Genomic DNA, 15,084 nt, shown 5'->3' on the forward strand with positions numbered 1-15,084 from the left:
GACTTCCTTCATGACAACAATGACACACACAGGAACGACATCATGGCGCAGACTCCTCACCGACGTGCTGCCACGTCATCGACGACGCAACAGGACGGCGCCCTGGAGCGTTATTTCGGCATCCGCCGCTATGGCTCGACCCTGCGCACCGAGCTGTTGGCTGGTTTGGCGACCTTCTTGGCGGCGATGTACATCATCGTGGTCAATCCCTCGGTCTTGAGCGATGCGGGTATCCCTTTCTCGGCGGGGCTCTCGGCGACTGTCTTGATCAGCTTCCTCAGCAGTCTGGCGATGGGGTTGTACGCGCGTAACCCCATACTCGTCGCGCCCGGCATGGGTATGAACGCGCTATTCGCCTATACCTTGGTGCAGGGGGCAGGCCTGCCTTGGCAAGTCGCGCTGGGCTGTGTGTTCTGGTCGGGCGTGCTGTTTGCGCTGCTGGCATTTTTCAATGTGCGCAAGGTGATCGTCGAAGCGATTCCCGATTCGCTGCGCTACGGCATCACCTGCGGCATTGGACTGTTCATTACCTTCATTGGCTTCAAGAATGCCGGTTTCGTCGTCGACAATAGCGCGACGTTAGTATCTCTGGGCGAATTGACGCCGGCGTTGATCACCTTTATCGCCGGCATGCTTCTGACCGCAACGCTAGTCACGCTGCGTGTCAACGGCGCGCTGGTACTAGGGATCATTATCACCACGCTGGTGGCGATACCCATGGGGCGCCTGTGGGGCGCGGATGCGATCGTGGCATGGAACGGTCTGGCGGCATGGCCGGATTTCAGTGTCATGTGGCAGGTGGACCTGTGGGGCGCGCTCAAGGTCGCTTACTGGCCGTTCATCTTCGTGATGCTGTTCACCAACTTTTTCGATGCGCTGTCATGCTTTCTGGCGCTCTCGGAAGCCGCCGATCTCAAGGACGAAGACGGACAACCGCGTAACCTCAAACGCTCGATGACCGTAGATGCCTTTGCCTCGATGATTGCCGCACCGTTGGGGACCAGTGCCGCCCAGACGTTCGTCGAGTCGGGAGTGGGCGTCGCCCAGGGCGGGCGCACGGGAATCGTCGGGGTCGTCTGTGGACTGTTGTTTCTCCCGTTTCTATTCCTATCGCCGTTGTTGTCGCTGGTGCCGGCGATTGCCACCGCGCCGGCATTGGTCATGGTCGGCGTCTTCATGCTAGCACCGGTGGGACGCATCGAGTGGCAGAAGATGGATCAGGCGTTCCCGGCGTTTTTGGCGATTATCGTCATGCCACTGACGTACTCGATCACGCTTGGCATCGCCTTCGCGTTCTTGAGCTTCGTGGCGATCAAGCTTTGTACGGGGCGTCTGGCTGAGATCAAACCCGCCATGTGGATGACGGCGGTACTCTGCGCGATCATGTTGGTGACGATGCAGTGAGGTAGCGTGGTTTGGGTGCTAGGTCTGAGACAAAAAAGGGCCGCCCCGGATGGGGCGGCCCTTTTGCGTCGAGGTTGAGGAAAGGTCAGCTACTCTCATCCGGATCGGGATCATTGTCACGGTCCGGCTGAGAATGCCGTTGGGAGGTCGCTTCGGACGTCTGCGCTGCCTCAGCTGTAATGTCTCGGGCCTTAGGCTGACCGGCAGGGCTGCCGTCGATATTGAAGGCCTGCTGCATGAGGCGCAGGTTGGCGGGCGGTGCGTTGCCGTCCTTTTCCTGTCCGAAATAGAGCGTGGTGTGCGGGAACGGAATCTCGATGCCGGCAGCGTCGAAGTACATCTTGACCAAGCGGTTGTAGGCACGGCCCACGGCCCACTGATCGCCCGGCGTGGTCTTGATGATCACGCGGATGTTGACAGAACTGTCGGCCAGCGCGATCACACCTGCCACGCTGAGCGGCTCGAGTAGCTTGTAGCCATGCTCGCTTTCCTTGAGAGCCTCGAAGGCGGCCTGCAACTGCTCGATGGCATCATCGATGTTCTCGCGGTAGGCGATACCGTATTCGCCGACGTGGTTACCGAATTCGCGCATGTAGTTGGAGACGGTGTCCACCGAGGAGAACGGCACGATGTGGTAGGTGCCCGAGAGATCGCGAATACCCACCGAGCGAATGCTGACACGTTCCGCCGTCCCGGTGGTGCCGCCTACGGTGACGACATCGCCGGTGTTCATGGCGTTTTCCAACTGGATGAAGACCCCGGTGATGACATCCTGTACCAGCTTTTGCGAACCGAAGCCGATGGCTAGGCCGAGAACCCCGGCACCGGCGATCAGCGGGCCGATATTGATGCCGATTTCCGCCAATATGATCATCGCCGTCATGATGATCAAGGCGATCGCCAGGGCGTTGCGGAACAGGGAAAGCAGTGTCTTGGCGCGGGCCGAAGGCTCACCGGCACCGGCATCTGCATTCAAGCGGTGCTCGATCAGGCTAGCGAGGCCGATCCAGGCGGCGATGGCCACTAGCAGGATGATGATCACATTCAGCGTGGTGTCAACGGCATGTGCTCCGGCCTCGGAGGCATACCAGGCGGCCATGTCGAAGACCTGCCAGGCGCTGAGCACGCACATTGCCACGACGATCAAGATAATTGCACGGATTACCTTGAGGGCAGTCGGTACATAAGCGTTGATTCGTGTTTCCAGCAGGGGCAGGCGACGCTGGATATCCCCGGAAAGGCGAATGCGGCGGCCGATCAACTGAGTGAAGACGCCCGATACCAGCATGCCGATGCCGATGATGATAACGGTCTTGAGGGTGGCCAGTAATACAAAAGGCAGTGCCGTCTGCGGATGCAGCACGGTGACGGCGAACACCACCAGTGCGTAGGCCAAGGCCAGGAGGTGCCAGGTGCGTCCCAACAGACGCAGCACGAAGCGCGTGGCGCTCATGTCGGCATTATCGGCGCGTTGCATCAGGACATCGCGTAGCGGTATGCGGTGTTGGAGGATCACCGTGGCGGCGTAGATCAGCGCCAGCAGCATGATCAGCGTGCCGAGTCCCTGGCCGAGTGCCGGTGACAGGTTGTAATTGATGATGGGCACGACCACCAGCATGCCATAACCGATGAAGCCGGCCAGGCGTGCGAGGAATCGATTGCAGTACGAAGCCTGTGGCGAGGCGATAGGCATCAAGCGCAGGCCATCATAATGCGATGAGAACAGCATGCGCAGCGCAGCCTTGAACAGCTCGATCATCAAGAACGCGTTCAGCAACAGCGAGAAACGCGTCTCCATGCTGCCCGCCTCGCCGATAGCGAAGGTCGCTACTAGATTGCCGACGACATAGGCCAGTATGACGACGGCTACATCTACGATAGCGGCTAGCACGACTGCGACAAGAGTGCGCAGCAAGGCGCTTTTCCCGGTACGCTGCGATGACCATTGGCTAAGCTTGCGGAATAGCGGCGACGCGATACGTCGCAGGACGAACAACGCAACGAACGCCCCGATGACCACCAGCGCGAAGTTGAGCGTGGCAATCAGGAACGCGCCGGTATCGAAGCCCGGCCCGCTGGCGCTCGCGTTGCTACTGCTGAACAAGCCACCCACGGCCGCGGCCAGGCCCTTGAACTGAGCGCCGAGATCGCCTGCTATATGGCTGGTGGCATCGGCTAGGCGGCGAGGAAAGGAAACCTCTTCGGCCGTCTGACCGCTGGGCGCCTCCTCGGCGATTTCTGCGGGAGAGGATGCGCCTGCGACGCCCAGAGCGTCTTCCTGAGCCGCCTGGGTGCGTAGTTGGTCGATGATCGTCTGGCGTGTCTGCTCGTTTTCGAGCATGTCGGCCAGGCTCGAATAGGCAGGGGTGTCGCCGTTCGCGGGCGTTGTGTCCTGTTGAGCCAGGGCCGGCGCCATCACGAAAAGCAGACACAGCAACAACCAGCGGCTGAGCCACGTATCGAGGCGTAGAGTCGGCACGCGGTAACCTCCTTGTATGGAATGAACTGAGTGGCATGCAGCCACATCGTTTATGATGAGTTTGCCTGGCAATACTAACACTAGGTGGCTCATTGCCGAGCGTCGAGCGATGCATGCAGCGTTTTGACGGCTAGGCGTCACGAAGGCATATAATCCATCGCTGGCATGATGATAACGGCTTCGTATTTTTTTGTACCATACTTGTACGAATCTTTGCTGCTTAATGATTTAGCAATGCATGGTCAGTTGATGTTGTCTCATGCACGGCGGCGTTTCGAGTTGCATCGCATACCTCTTCTCGGCATGCTTGAAGTCATGCTGATGAACTAGGCAGAAAAATCCGACCCCGACGAAAACGCCAAGCAGTGAGTCGAGGAACATAAGGGCATGGTCCAGAAGTGGCCGCCAGAGTCGTAACGCTCCGCTTATGGCCAATATCATTCGGGCCTGACAACGAAAAAGGTAGCGGACGACGTACAGCAAGCCCGTCAGGATGATCAGGCGGTACACCGGCAAGAACTACAACAGACGCGGGAGCAGGCACAGCAGCGTGTGGAAGCCGCCGAGCAGACGGCCAGCATGAAAGGGCAGCTGGATGCCATGCAGGAACCAAGATAAGCCGCGCTCAGCAGATTATCTGCCTAACAGTGACAGAAATGGAGATATTAGCGTTTTTCACCTGTCATCAGGCGTATCGTGTATCTGCCAGGCGCCGCACTTCGACGTGGGAAAGCCAGTCAATGTTCTGGGCACAGCCCTCCAGGCGTCGGGCCACGGCGTTGCTATCAAAGGGCGACTGTTCATCCAGACAGACCACCACCGTGACAGCCCCCTCCAGGTAGTGCAGCTCCATCTCGCGAATCGCCGCCCAGACGTCCAGCTGCCGCCAACACGCCGTTAGGGCAGTCTCGACTTCGGGGCGCAGTGGCAGACCTGGGAAGCGGCTAGGCTCGTCTTCACCAGCGTCGTCCTCGGGATCGATATGGAAGGTGAGGTCGGTGAGAGCGGGAAAAGCGTTACGCAGGCGGCGGCTCACCTCGTTGCCGATCTCGTGGCCTTCGGAAACGCTGATCCGCGGCGACACCACCACGTGCAGGTCGAGCATGGTGTGACCGGCAGACTGGCGGGTACGCAACTCGTGGATGCCTTCGACGCCGGCCACGCTTATCGCCACCTGGCGCATCTTCTCCTGGGTGGCCACCGGCAGAGCGGTATCCACCAACTCACGGCCCGACTCCCACAGAAGATCCCAGCCCACCTTGCCGACCATCAGGCCGACGATCACTGCTGCAACGGTATCGATCCAGGTAGCGCCGAACTGGCTGCCAACCAAGGCGACCATCACCACGCTGGTAGAGAGTACGTCACTGCGGTGGTGCCAGGCGTTGGCCTCGAGCATCTTCGAGACGATGCGCCGTGCCACCCGGCGAGTCAGGTGGAAGAGCCACTCCTTGGATAGCAGCGCCAGAGCGGTCAACAGAATTGCCCAATAGCCGGGCGGCGGGATCTCGGCGGAAAAGATGAGGCGCTCGAGGCTCGACCAAGCGATACCACCGGCGACGAAGATCAGCATGCTGCCCAAGAACAGTGTGGCCAAGGTCTCGATACGACCGTGGCCGTAGTGGTGATCGTGATCAGGTCCCTGATGGCCATAGTGAGATGCGGCAAGCACAAAGCCGTCGGTCACCAAGTCAGAGAAAGAGTGGATGCCGTCGGCGACTAAGGCAGCGGAGCCGACGATCCAACCGACCAGGATCTTGGCCACTCCCAGCAGGGCGTTGACCGCCGCGGACAGGCAAGTAACGCGTCGAGTCGCCTGATGCTTCGCGAAATTGGTCTGCATGAACGTTCCCTGAGGCGTTTCATGGTGCAGGTCACCATGAGATGGCAGGAAATGGTACCGAAAAGGTACAGATTGGTACAAGGCAGCGACTTGGAAGACGTATCACCATTGATTGGTTGGCAGGTGTTGGGTTAGCGAGATCGGCCTCCATGGCACCACCATCGACGCCGTGGTGAGTGGCAAGGAGATGCTGAACGCTCATAATGGCGTGGTGATGCCGGGCCATTGGGAGGGCGGTCTGATCAAGGGCATGAACAACGCCTCCGCCGTTGGCACTCTAGTCGAGCTCAGCACCGGCTACCTGATTCTGGCCAAAATGAATGGCGCATCGGGTTCGCTACATTGATCTGTTGCACTCAGGAACTGCATTCGCCTTTCCATTTCAGTGGTAGGAATGGTAAGCGGGTGAGTGGTTATCAAAAACGACAAGCGCCTCGCTGTCACACGAGACCCCGGCAAGGCAAAAACAGGCCGTTTCAGGCCTATAAACAAGAAAAAAAGCACCCGTAGGTGCTTGATTTTTAACGGTGTTTGGTGGAGGCGGGGGGAATTGAACCCCCGTCCGCCGACACTCACCCATCGGCTCTACATGCTTAGGTCCGTCTTTTAGTTTAGCGCCTCTGGCTCCGACGGGCAGGATCCAGCGACGCGATTCCTCTAAGTTTTAGCGGCTGACGCGAGGACAAAGCCAGCCGCGATCCCATCAGTCTGAGCTCGTATCCCATCGGTGATGAATGGGCACATCACCTCCGGGCCGGACTAGAAGCTAGCAGTTGTTACGCTGCTAGCGCGCCCTGAGCGTAGTTGTCGTCGTTTGCGACTATTTTATCGTAACGTTGGATTTACGAGATACGTTACGCTCTCGGCATGCACCTCAGGGATTGTCACCGGCGTCGAAGCCATGTCGCCCCCGTAAGCGTTTCTGCAGTTTAACAGGTTGGGACGCCCGAGGCTAGTTCAACTCCGTCGCGACGGTTTTTTGTTGCCAGGCGCTTCTTTCTTGATGAGCCTTTCTCGATGCGCTCTTACTGCGTTTAGTGAGCACGCATGATGCGGGCCTTTTCACGGTCCCAGTCGCGGGCTTTTTCCGTGGCGCGCTTGTCATGCATCTTCTTGCCGCGTACTAGCGCGAGCTCGCATTTGACGAGGTTTTTCTTCCAGTACAGTTTCAGCGGCACGCAGGTGTGTCCCTTATTCTGGGTGCGCGAGAAGATCTTGGCAATCTCCTTGCGATGCAGCAGTAATTTGCGTGTCCGCGAGGGATCCGCCACCACATGCGTACTCACGGTGTTGAGTGGCGTGATATGACTGCCCAGTAGCCATGCCTCGCCATTCTTGATCAGGATGTAGGTATCGGTGAGCTGCGCCTTGCCGGCGCGCAGGCTTTTGATTTCCCATCCGGCCAGCGATAAGCCGGCCTCGAAGGTCTCGTCGATATGGTATTCGAAGCGAGCCTTCTTGTTTTGCGCGATGGTGCTCGAGCCGATATTGCCCTTTTTCTTGGCCATGGAACCTCTACATTACTATGCACTATGCGCCGAATCTGCTAGCCCCATGACATGGGGGAAGGCGTGATATCATTCAAGGACTTGATGTTAACCTTCCATCATACGCGCACGGCGCAACAAAGTCAGCGGAGTGATGAATGCCTACGGTCAACCGGTCCGCCTTGGTAAGACATTCATGCAAGGCGATGTTCGATCTGGTCAACGATTTCGAGAGTTATCCTAAATTCTTGCCGGGATGCCGTCGTGCACGGGTCATCGAGCACGAAGAGGGGCGCTATCTAATAGGTGAAATGACTTTGGGTAAAGGGAACGTGGAACAGACCTTGGCCACGCGTAACGACCTCTATCCCTATGAGCGCATTGAGCTGTCCTTGGCCGAGGGGCCTTTCAAACGTCTCAATGGCCGCTGGCTTTTCACGCCGATGGGCGAGTCGGCCTGTCGGGTGAGCCTGGAAATGGAGTTTGAATTTTCCAATCGCCTTTTGGGAATGGCGTTTGGCAAGTTTTTTCAACAAGTTGCCGGCCAGTTGGTCGACGCGTTCACGCGTCGCGCGGATGCGCTTTATGGTCACCAGTGACATCGCGCAAACGCACATCAACGTTGAGGTCGCCTTCGCGGAACCTCATCGCCAGCATATCGTCGCGCTCACGGTGCCCTCAGGGACTTCAGCGCGCGACGTGGTCGCGATGGCTGACTTGCCGACCCTGTTCCCCGAACGCGGGACAGACTTCTTCCGTCATGCGCCACTAGGAATCTACGGGCAGGCATTGCGCGAACCGGAACGACATACGCTAGTGGAAGGGGATCGCGTCGAGGTCTATCGTCCATTGGCGGTCGACCCCAAGCAAGCGCGTTTGGCGCGGGCTCGGGGAGGCGACTGAGCATAGCGTGACGCGCTTACTCTTCCGGAGCGTAACTGGGGCCCGCTGCGGGAGCGACGTCGCCTGGCCCGGAACCTTCCACTGCCGGGCCGGGGCCACTCTGAGTCGAGATGTCGACATTATCCTCAATGTCGCCTTCACGCTCGATGTCGGCCAGCTTGTCGTTCTGGAAGGTCAACGTCACATGTTTTTCTTCCACATCGCCATAGGCTTCGTCGAGGTAGAAGACGTAGTCCCAGCGATTCTTGTCGAACGGGCCTTGCAGCAAGGGGCTGCCCATTACATAGCGCACCTGCTCCTTGGTCATGCCAGTCTCGAGTTGCGAGACCATGTCCTTGGTGATGAGATTGCCCTGCGCCAGGTCGCGTTTGTAAACGCCTACGTAGCTGCACCCGCTGACGAGCACCAGGGCGACGGAAAAGGTGACTGTTTTAATCAAGTTTTGCATTTGCGCCTATCATTCACTATCGTTGCGTGGATTGATCATACCTGACCTACCACGATACTGCGAAGAGCAACCGCAACCATGGCCGATCAGAACCAGGAACTGCGCAAGGCGGGGCTAAAAGTCACCTTGCCGCGTGTCAAGATCCTGCAAATTCTCGAAAGTACGCAGGACCAACACCATCTGAGCGCCGAAGATGTCTATAAGGCTCTGCTCGACGCAGGTGACGATGTCGGTCTGGCAACTGTGTATCGTGTCTTGACCCAGTTCGAGACGGCGGGGCTGGTGATTCGTCACAATTTCGATGGCGGGCATGCCGTGTTCGAATTGTCGCAGGAAGAGCATCACGATCATATGGTGTGCCTGGAAAGCGGCGAGATTATCGAATTCTTCGACGACACCATCGAGCGGCGTCAACGCGAGATCGCCGAGGAGCACGGCTTCGAACTCGTCGACCATGCGCTGGTGCTGTACGTACGCCCCAAGGGTTCTAGCGTGACGCGTCAAGAAGGCTCGGGGCCTGGCAAGAAGTAGTCCGAGCAGTTAGCGTACACCAATGACGAAACCGGCCTTCATGGCCGGTTTCGTCGTTTCGTACCCCTCATCATTGAGGACGACTATAGGGCTGGAGCCAGGTTAGCTCAATGCTGGGCGTGCTGGCTGGCGTCGAGCATTTCGCGAGCGTGCGCCAGTGTACGGTCGGATAGTTTGACGCCGCCGAGCATGCGGGCCAGTTCGCGTACGCGGCCGGCGTCGTCGAGCAACGCCATGTGCGTCAGTGTGGTGTCGCGCTCGGCGCGCTTCTCGATATGCAGGTGGTGGTGCGCCTGGGCTGCGACTTGCGGCCGGTGCGTTACGGTGAGGATCTGCCCTTGTGCGCCGAGGCGGCGCAGCAATTGGCCGACGATCTCGGCGGTGGCGCCGGAAATGCCGACATCGACTTCGTCGAAGACCATGCTGGGCACGGTGCTGTGCTGCGCGGCGACGACCTGGATCGCCAGACTGATGCGCGACAACTCACCGCCAGAGGCGACCTTGTTCAAGGGGCGTGCTGGCTGACCGGGGTTGGCACTGATCATGAAGCGGACTTGGTCGATCCCTTCGGTCTGAGGTGTCTCGCGCGGCGAAATGGCAACCTCGAAAGTCGCTTTGCCCAGTCCCAGGAAGGCCAGTTGGGCCTGCACGGCCTCGCCGAAGGTGCGTGCCGCCTCGAGGCGGGCTTCGCTGACTGCACGTGCCTGCTGTCTGTAGGTGTCGCGGATCTGCTCCACTTCTTCGGTGAGTGCTTCCAGGTCATGTTCACCACCTTCGAGACTCGCCAGTTCGTCGCTCAGGCGCTGATGCAGGTCGCGCAATTCCTCGGGCATGACATGATGCTTGCGTGCGATGCGATGCACTTCGCCGAGGCGGGCATCGACCTCCGTCAGTCGTTGAGGATCGAGCTCGGTGGTGTCGACGAAGCGATGTAGTTCGCGTGCCGCTTCCTCGATTTGTATTTGCGCTTCGCCCAGCATGGCCAGGGCGTCTGCAAGCTGGCGTTGGGTCTTTTCGGGGGCGCTTCCCAGGCGGGCGTTGGCGTGATGCAGTAATGAAAGCGCTCCGTGCTCGTCCTGATCGCAACAGTCGGCGGCGAACTGGGCGTCCCCCAGGACTTCCTCAAGGTTGGCCAGTTGGGTTTGTTCGTCCTCCAGCGTCTCGAGCTCGCCTTCGGCGAGCGCCAGTTGATCCAACTCCTCGACCTGGTAACGCAGTAGCTGACGCCGTGCCTGCACTTCATTGCCACTTTCTTGCAGCTCGCGCAGTCGCCGGTGGCGTGCCCGCCAATGATGAAAGTGCTCGCCAAGGGTCGCCACAGCCTCGGTCTGGCCGGCATAGGTGTCGAGCAAGCGCAAGTGAGTTTCTTCGCGCAAGAGCGCTTGATGGGCGTGTTGGCTGTGGACCTCGATGAGGTGCTCGCCGAGCGTTCTCAGGTCGCTCACCGTGACCGGTTGGCCGTTGATCCAGGCCTTGGAGCGCCCCGAGGCGGTGACGACGCGCCGCAGCAAGCACTCGTCTTGCGGTAGTTCTCGTTCGGCGAGCCAGGCACGGGCGTCGGCGAGCTGGGCGATTTCGAAGCGCGCACTGATATCCGCGCGTTCACAGCCGTGGCGCACGCTGCCCACGTCGGCGCGCTCTCCCAGGCATAGTCCGAGGGCGCCGAGCATGATCGATTTGCCGGCGCCGGTCTCACCGGTGATGGCCGTCATACCGTCGTGCAGGTCTAGATCGAGGCGCTCGACGATGGCGTAGTCGCGAATGGCAAGCTGTATCAGCATGAAAACCTCCGGGTGTCGGAAACGAAGCTGATCTCTGTGTGTTTATACAGTAGTTGGGTGAGGGCTTCAATTACCAGTCATCGCAAGCGGTATGGGTGGCTTGAGATCGTTCATCTCATCCCCATATAGGAGGCAATCGCTTATTAGATGCGGCTTCGGGCCGCGCCAGCTGTCAGGAGAAACTCATGGCCAAAGACCCGCAGACCCCGACCGAGGAAGAGCTGGCTCGCGCTGAGCGTGATGCCGAACCCCAGCCGGACGACACCACTGGAGACGATACCGAACTCGAAGGTGTCGTCGAGGATGTCGAGGCCAGTGAGGCCGGTGCCGAGGCGCTCGAAAACCCGGAAGCCGACGCGCTGGCTGTGCGTGTCGAAGAATTGGAGCAAGCCTTGACGGAGTCCAAGGATCAGGCAGCGCGTGCCGCTGCCGAAGCGCAGAACGTGCGTCGCCGCGCCGAGCAGGATGTCGAAAAGGCACGCAAGTTCGCCCTGGAGAAATTCGTCAAGGAACTGCTGCCGGTGATCGACAGCCTGGAAAAGGCTTTGGAGTCGATGCAGGAAGGCGCTAGCGAGGTGCATCGCGAAGGGGTCTCGATGACCCTGAAGCTGCAGCTCGACGTGCTTAACAAGTTCGGCGTGGAAGCTGTCGATCCGCAAGGTGAGCCGTTCGACCCGCAGGTGCATGAAGCCATGACCATGGCGCCCAACCCTGAAGTTGAGCCCAACACCGTGATCGAAGTCATGCAAAAGGGGTATTTGTTAAATGGACGTCTGGTACGTCCGGCGATGGTAGTCGTCAGCCAAGCCGCCAATTGATGTGGCAGGGGAGGGATGTGACGTCGATACCCTTGAAAGGCGTGACCCCACCCCCCAAATAGACGAACAACGAGGCGGCAATGCCGCCGACGAACACGAAACAGTCAAGCAACGATTTTGAGGTATTCCAATGGGACGCATCATCGGTATTGATTTGGGGACCACCAACTCCTGTGTTGCCATCCTGGACGGCGGCGACGCGAAGGTGATCGAAAACGCGGAAGGTACACGTACCACGCCCTCCATCATCGCCTACACCGACGATGGTGAGACGCTGGTCGGCCAGGCTGCCAAGCGCCAGGCCGTGACCAACCCCAGCAACACGCTGTATGCGATCAAGCGCCTGATCGGCCGCAAGTTCAAGGACGATGTCGTCCAGAAAGACATCAAGATGGTGCCTTATGCTATCACCGAGGCCGATAATGGCGACGCTTGGGTCGAGGTCAAGGGCAGCAAGCTGGCTCCACCGCAGGTCAGTGCGGAAGTCCTGAAGAAGATGAAGAAGACCGCCGAGGACTATCTCGGGGAAGAAGTCACCGACGCGGTGGTCACCGTGCCGGCGTACTTCAACGACAGCCAGCGTCAGGCCACCAAGGATGCCGGTCGCATCGCTGGTCTCGAAGTCAAGCGCATCATCAACGAGCCGACGGCGGCGGCGCTGGCCTATGGCATGGACAAGTCGCGTGGCGACAAGACCATCGCTGTCTATGACTTGGGCGGCGGTACCTTCGATATCTCCATTATCGAAGTGGCCGATGTCGATGGCGAGACCCAGTTCGAAGTGTTGGCCACCAACGGTGACACCTTCCTGGGTGGCGAAGACTTCGATCTGGCGTTGATCAACTATCTGGTCGACCAGTTCAAGTCCGACAGTGGCATCGACCTGTCCGGCGACAATCTGGCCATGCAGCGCCTCAAGGAAGCTGCCGAGAAGGCCAAGATCGAGCTGTCCAGCGCGCAGCAGACCGAGGTCAATCTGCCGTACATCACCGCCGATAACACTGGGCCCAAGCACCTCAATGTCAAGATTACACGGGCCAAGCTCGAGTCGCTGGTCGAAGACCTGGTCAAGCGGTCGCTGGGGCCATGCAAGACCGCGCTGAGCGACGCTGGCCTGTCTGCGTCCGAGATCGACGATGTGATTCTGGTCGGCGGCCAGACGCGCACGCCGCTGGTGCAGTCCAAGGTGGCTGAATTCTTCGGCAAGGACGCTCGCAAGGACGTCAACCCGGATGAAGCCGTGGCCGTGGGCGCGGCAATCCAGGGCGGCGTACTGGGCGGCGACGTCAAGGATGTGCTGCTGCTCGACGTCACGCCGTTGACCCTGGGCATCGAAACTCTGGGTGGCGTGATGACGCCGCTGATCGAGAAGAACACCACCATCCCGACCAAGAAGACTCAAACCTTCTCGACGGCGGATGATAACCAGACGGCCGTGACCATTCACGTGCAGCAGGGTGAGCGCAAGCAGTCCAACGGCAACAAGTCACTGGGTCGCTTCGATCTGGCCGATATCCCGCCGGCACCGCGTGGCGTGCCGCAGATCGAAGTTGCATTCGATCTGGACGCCAACGGCATCCTCAACGTCTCCGCCAAGGACAAGGCGACTGGCAAGGAACAGTCCATCGTCATCCAGGCCTCCGGCGGTCTTTCCGACGAAGAGATCGATCAGATGGTCGAGGACGCCGAGGCGCATGAGGCCGAGGACAAGAAGTTCGAGGAACTGGTACAGCTGCGTAACCAGGCCGATGGCATGGTCCACGCCGCGCGCAAGACCCTCGAAGAAGCCGGCGACAAGGTCGAGGCCAGCGAGAAAGAGCAGATCGAGACCGCGATCAGCGAGCTCGAAGAAGCGACTAAGGGCGATGACCAGGAGCATATCCAGGCCAAGCTCGACGCGCTGACCGAAGCCTCCGGCAATCTGGCGCAGAAGATGTACGCCGAACAAGGCGATGCGAGCGCTGAGGGCGGCGAGCAACAAGCCGACGACGGCGCCCAGAAGAAAGAAGACGATGTGGTTGACGCCGAGTACGAGGAAGTCAACGACGACCAGAAAAAGCAGTAACCACGACGTCTGATGCTCGCATGATGGCAGCGCGGGGGATGCTCTCCCGCGTTGCTGTTTGCGCAGCGCCGACACGGAGGCGGACCATCCATGTCCAAACGTGACTATTACGAAGTATTGGGCATCGAGCGGGGAGCTGATCAGAAAGAGATCAAAAAAGCTTACCGTCGACTCGCCCAGAAGTACCATCCGGATCGCAACCCGGATGACGACACCTCGGCGGAGAAGTTCCGCGAAGTCTCCGATGCTTATGAAGTCCTCGCCGATGAAGAAAAGCGTGCTGCCTATGACCAGTTCGGCCACGACGGCGTTGATGGCCAAGGTGGCGGCGGCTTCGGCGGCGGTGGCGCCGGTGCAGGCGGCTTCAGCGATATCTTCGGCGATGTGTTCGGCGATATCTTTGGGGGCGGCGGTCGTCGCAACCCCAATGCGCCGCAGCGTGGTGCCGATCTGCGCTACAACCTTGAGGTCGATCTCGAGGACGCCGTTGCCGGTACCACGGTCGACATTCGCGTGCCGCGTCACGTCGCGTGTGAGCATTGCGATGGCGATGGCGCCGAGCCGGGCTCCAGCAAAGAGACCTGCCCAACCTGTCACGGTCAGGGTCAGGTGCGCATGCAGCAAGGCTTCTTCGCCGTGCAGCAGACCTGCCCAACCTGTCATGGCGCCGGTCAGAGCATCAAGGTGCCGTGCCGCAAGTGTCATGGCGAAGGGCGCGTGCGCGAAACGCGGACCTTGTCGGTGAAAATCCCCGCCGGGGTCGATACCGGTGATCGGATTCGTCTCAACCACGAAGGTGAGTCGGGGCTCAACGGTGGGCCGCCGGGTGATCTTTACGTGCAGGCGGCAATCAAGCCGCACCCGATCTTCGAGCGTGACGGTCGCCACCTGCTGTGTGACGTGCCGATCAACTTCATCGATGCGACGCTTGGCGGTGAACTGGAAGTGCCGACCCTGGACGGCCGGATCAAGCTGAAGATTCCGCCGGAGACCCAGACCGGTAAAATGTTCCGGCTCAAGGGCAAGGGCGTCAAACCGGTCCGTGGCGGCCCGCCTGGCGATCTGCTTTGCAAGGTCGTGGTGGAAACGCCGGTCGACTTGAGCGAAGAACAGAAGGACTTGCTGCGCCGCTTCCAGGAAAGCCTGGATGGCAGCAACAGCCATCACTCGCCAAAGAAAAGCAACTTCTTCGATGGCGTGAAGAAGTTCTTCGAGGACATGAAGCCGTAAAGCCGCGTTCTCGATGGCATGCTCGAGGCCCCGCGCTCCGCAAGGAGGCGGGGCCTCGTCGTGTCACTTCCCGCAGAATTTCGATCCGATACGAG

The 15,084-nt window shown here is 59.6% G+C and carries 12 protein-coding genes, 1 other RNA gene and 1 pseudogene; 8 read left to right on the forward strand and 6 right to left on the reverse strand.

Features of this window, described 5'->3' with window-relative positions; genetic code table 11:
- Window positions 1–42: 42 nt before the first annotated feature.
- Window positions 43–1,404 (forward strand): NCS2 family permease, encoded by a 1,362-nt coding sequence (locus OP495_RS04735; RefSeq protein WP_280567570.1) that lies wholly within the window; start codon window positions 43–45, stop codon window positions 1,402–1,404.
- 85 nt (window positions 1,405–1,489) lie between these two features.
- On the opposite strand, the gene ybiO is transcribed toward OP495_RS04735, so the two are convergent.
- Window positions 1,490–3,883, reverse strand: a complete 2,394-nt coding sequence (gene ybiO / locus OP495_RS04740; protein WP_280567572.1) for a mechanosensitive channel protein — start codon at window positions 3,881–3,883, stop codon at window positions 1,490–1,492.
- A 685-nt stretch (window positions 3,884–4,568) separates the two neighbouring features.
- On the reverse strand, window positions 4,569–5,726 hold the full coding sequence (locus OP495_RS04745) for a cation diffusion facilitator family transporter (protein ID WP_280567574.1): 1,158 nt from the start codon (window positions 5,724–5,726) through the stop codon (window positions 4,569–4,571).
- A 211-nt stretch (window positions 5,727–5,937) separates the two neighbouring features.
- On the opposite strand from OP495_RS04745, the pseudogene OP495_RS04750 reads away from it, so the two are divergent.
- A pseudogene (locus tag OP495_RS04750) lies at window positions 5,938–6,057 on the forward strand (IS30 family transposase); the annotation flags it as partial.
- 201 nt (window positions 6,058–6,258) lie between these two features.
- Here the strand turns inward: OP495_RS04750 and ssrA are convergent.
- Together ssrA and smpB are read right to left on the reverse strand one after the other, a co-directional pair.
- Window positions 6,259–6,638: a transfer-messenger RNA gene (gene ssrA / locus OP495_RS04755) on the reverse strand.
- A gap of 122 nt (window positions 6,639–6,760) precedes the next feature.
- Window positions 6,761–7,234 carry an SsrA-binding protein SmpB gene (smpB, locus tag OP495_RS04760; protein ID WP_280562598.1) on the reverse strand — a complete coding sequence of 158 codons (474 nt, stop codon included), beginning with the start codon at window positions 7,232–7,234 and terminating at the stop codon, window positions 6,761–6,763.
- A gap of 137 nt (window positions 7,235–7,371) precedes the next feature.
- Between smpB and OP495_RS04765 the strand changes: the two genes are divergently transcribed.
- Window positions 7,372–7,812 (forward strand): type II toxin-antitoxin system RatA family toxin, encoded by a 441-nt coding sequence (locus OP495_RS04765; protein WP_280567576.1) that lies wholly within the window; start codon window positions 7,372–7,374, stop codon window positions 7,810–7,812.
- Complete coding sequence (locus OP495_RS04770) at window positions 7,799–8,116, forward strand: RnfH family protein (protein WP_280567579.1); 318 nt, start codon at window positions 7,799–7,801, stop codon at window positions 8,114–8,116. Before OP495_RS04765 ends, OP495_RS04770 begins: the two co-directional genes overlap by 14 nt.
- A 16-nt stretch (window positions 8,117–8,132) precedes the next feature.
- Here OP495_RS04770 and OP495_RS04775 read toward each other — a convergent pair whose 3' ends face one another.
- Window positions 8,133–8,564, reverse strand: a complete 432-nt coding sequence (locus OP495_RS04775; RefSeq protein WP_280562600.1) for an outer membrane protein assembly factor BamE — start codon at window positions 8,562–8,564, stop codon at window positions 8,133–8,135.
- 78 nt (window positions 8,565–8,642) lie between these two features.
- On the opposite strand from OP495_RS04775, the gene fur reads away from it, so the two are divergent.
- The gene (gene fur, locus OP495_RS04780) at window positions 8,643–9,095 is read left to right on the forward strand and encodes a ferric iron uptake transcriptional regulator (RefSeq protein WP_280562601.1); all 453 of its coding nucleotides are present in this window, start codon (window positions 8,643–8,645) and stop codon (window positions 9,093–9,095) included.
- 107 nt (window positions 9,096–9,202) lie between these two features.
- Here the strand turns inward: fur and recN are convergent, their stop codons facing one another.
- Complete coding sequence (recN, locus tag OP495_RS04785; protein WP_280567581.1) at window positions 9,203–10,876, reverse strand: DNA repair protein RecN; 1,674 nt, start codon at window positions 10,874–10,876, stop codon at window positions 9,203–9,205.
- A 185-nt stretch (window positions 10,877–11,061) separates the two neighbouring features.
- Between recN and grpE the strand changes: the two genes are divergently transcribed.
- The 3 genes from grpE to dnaJ all read left to right on the forward strand — a co-directional run bounded on the left by grpE (window position 11,062) and on the right by dnaJ (window position 14,989).
- Window positions 11,062–11,694 carry a nucleotide exchange factor GrpE gene (grpE, locus tag OP495_RS04790; protein WP_280562603.1) on the forward strand — a complete coding sequence of 211 codons (633 nt, stop codon included), beginning with the start codon at window positions 11,062–11,064 and terminating at the stop codon, window positions 11,692–11,694.
- A 130-nt stretch (window positions 11,695–11,824) separates the two neighbouring features.
- Window positions 11,825–13,759 carry a molecular chaperone DnaK gene (dnaK, locus tag OP495_RS04795; RefSeq protein ID WP_280567584.1) on the forward strand — a complete coding sequence of 645 codons (1,935 nt, stop codon included), beginning with the start codon at window positions 11,825–11,827 and terminating at the stop codon, window positions 13,757–13,759.
- Between the two features lie 90 nt (window positions 13,760–13,849).
- Window positions 13,850–14,989, forward strand: coding sequence for a molecular chaperone DnaJ (gene dnaJ, locus OP495_RS04800; protein WP_280562605.1), 1,140 nt, complete (start codon window positions 13,850–13,852; stop codon window positions 14,987–14,989).
- Window positions 14,990–15,084 lie beyond the last annotated feature (95 nt).

The sequence above is a fragment of the Chromohalobacter sp. 296-RDG genome (assembly GCF_029889885.1).
Classification (GTDB): Bacteria; Pseudomonadota; Gammaproteobacteria; order Pseudomonadales; family Halomonadaceae; genus Chromohalobacter.

Bases quoted from the DNA above. Each gene is read 5' to 3' on its own strand.
- OP495_RS04735 (WP_280567570.1), top strand. From the start codon at position 43: ATGGCGCAGACTCCTCACCGACGTGCTGCCACGTCATCGACGACGCAA.
- OP495_RS04745 (WP_280567574.1), bottom strand. From the start codon at position 5,726: ATGCAGACCAATTTCGCGAAGCATCAGGCGACTCGACGCGTTACTTGC.
- smpB (WP_280562598.1), bottom strand. From the start codon at position 7,234: ATGGCCAAGAAAAAGGGCAATATCGGCTCGAGCACCATCGCGCAAAAC.
- OP495_RS04765 (WP_280567576.1), top strand. From the start codon at position 7,372: ATGCCTACGGTCAACCGGTCCGCCTTGGTAAGACATTCATGCAAGGCG.
- OP495_RS04770 (WP_280567579.1), top strand. From the start codon at position 7,799: ATGGTCACCAGTGACATCGCGCAAACGCACATCAACGTTGAGGTCGCC.
- OP495_RS04775 (WP_280562600.1), bottom strand. From the start codon at position 8,564: ATGCAAAACTTGATTAAAACAGTCACCTTTTCCGTCGCCCTGGTGCTC.
- fur (WP_280562601.1), top strand. From the start codon at position 8,643: ATGGCCGATCAGAACCAGGAACTGCGCAAGGCGGGGCTAAAAGTCACC.
- recN (WP_280567581.1), bottom strand. From the start codon at position 10,876: ATGCTGATACAGCTTGCCATTCGCGACTACGCCATCGTCGAGCGCCTC.
- grpE (WP_280562603.1), top strand. From the start codon at position 11,062: ATGGCCAAAGACCCGCAGACCCCGACCGAGGAAGAGCTGGCTCGCGCT.
- dnaK (WP_280567584.1), top strand. From the start codon at position 11,825: ATGGGACGCATCATCGGTATTGATTTGGGGACCACCAACTCCTGTGTT.
- dnaJ (WP_280562605.1), top strand. From the start codon at position 13,850: ATGTCCAAACGTGACTATTACGAAGTATTGGGCATCGAGCGGGGAGCT.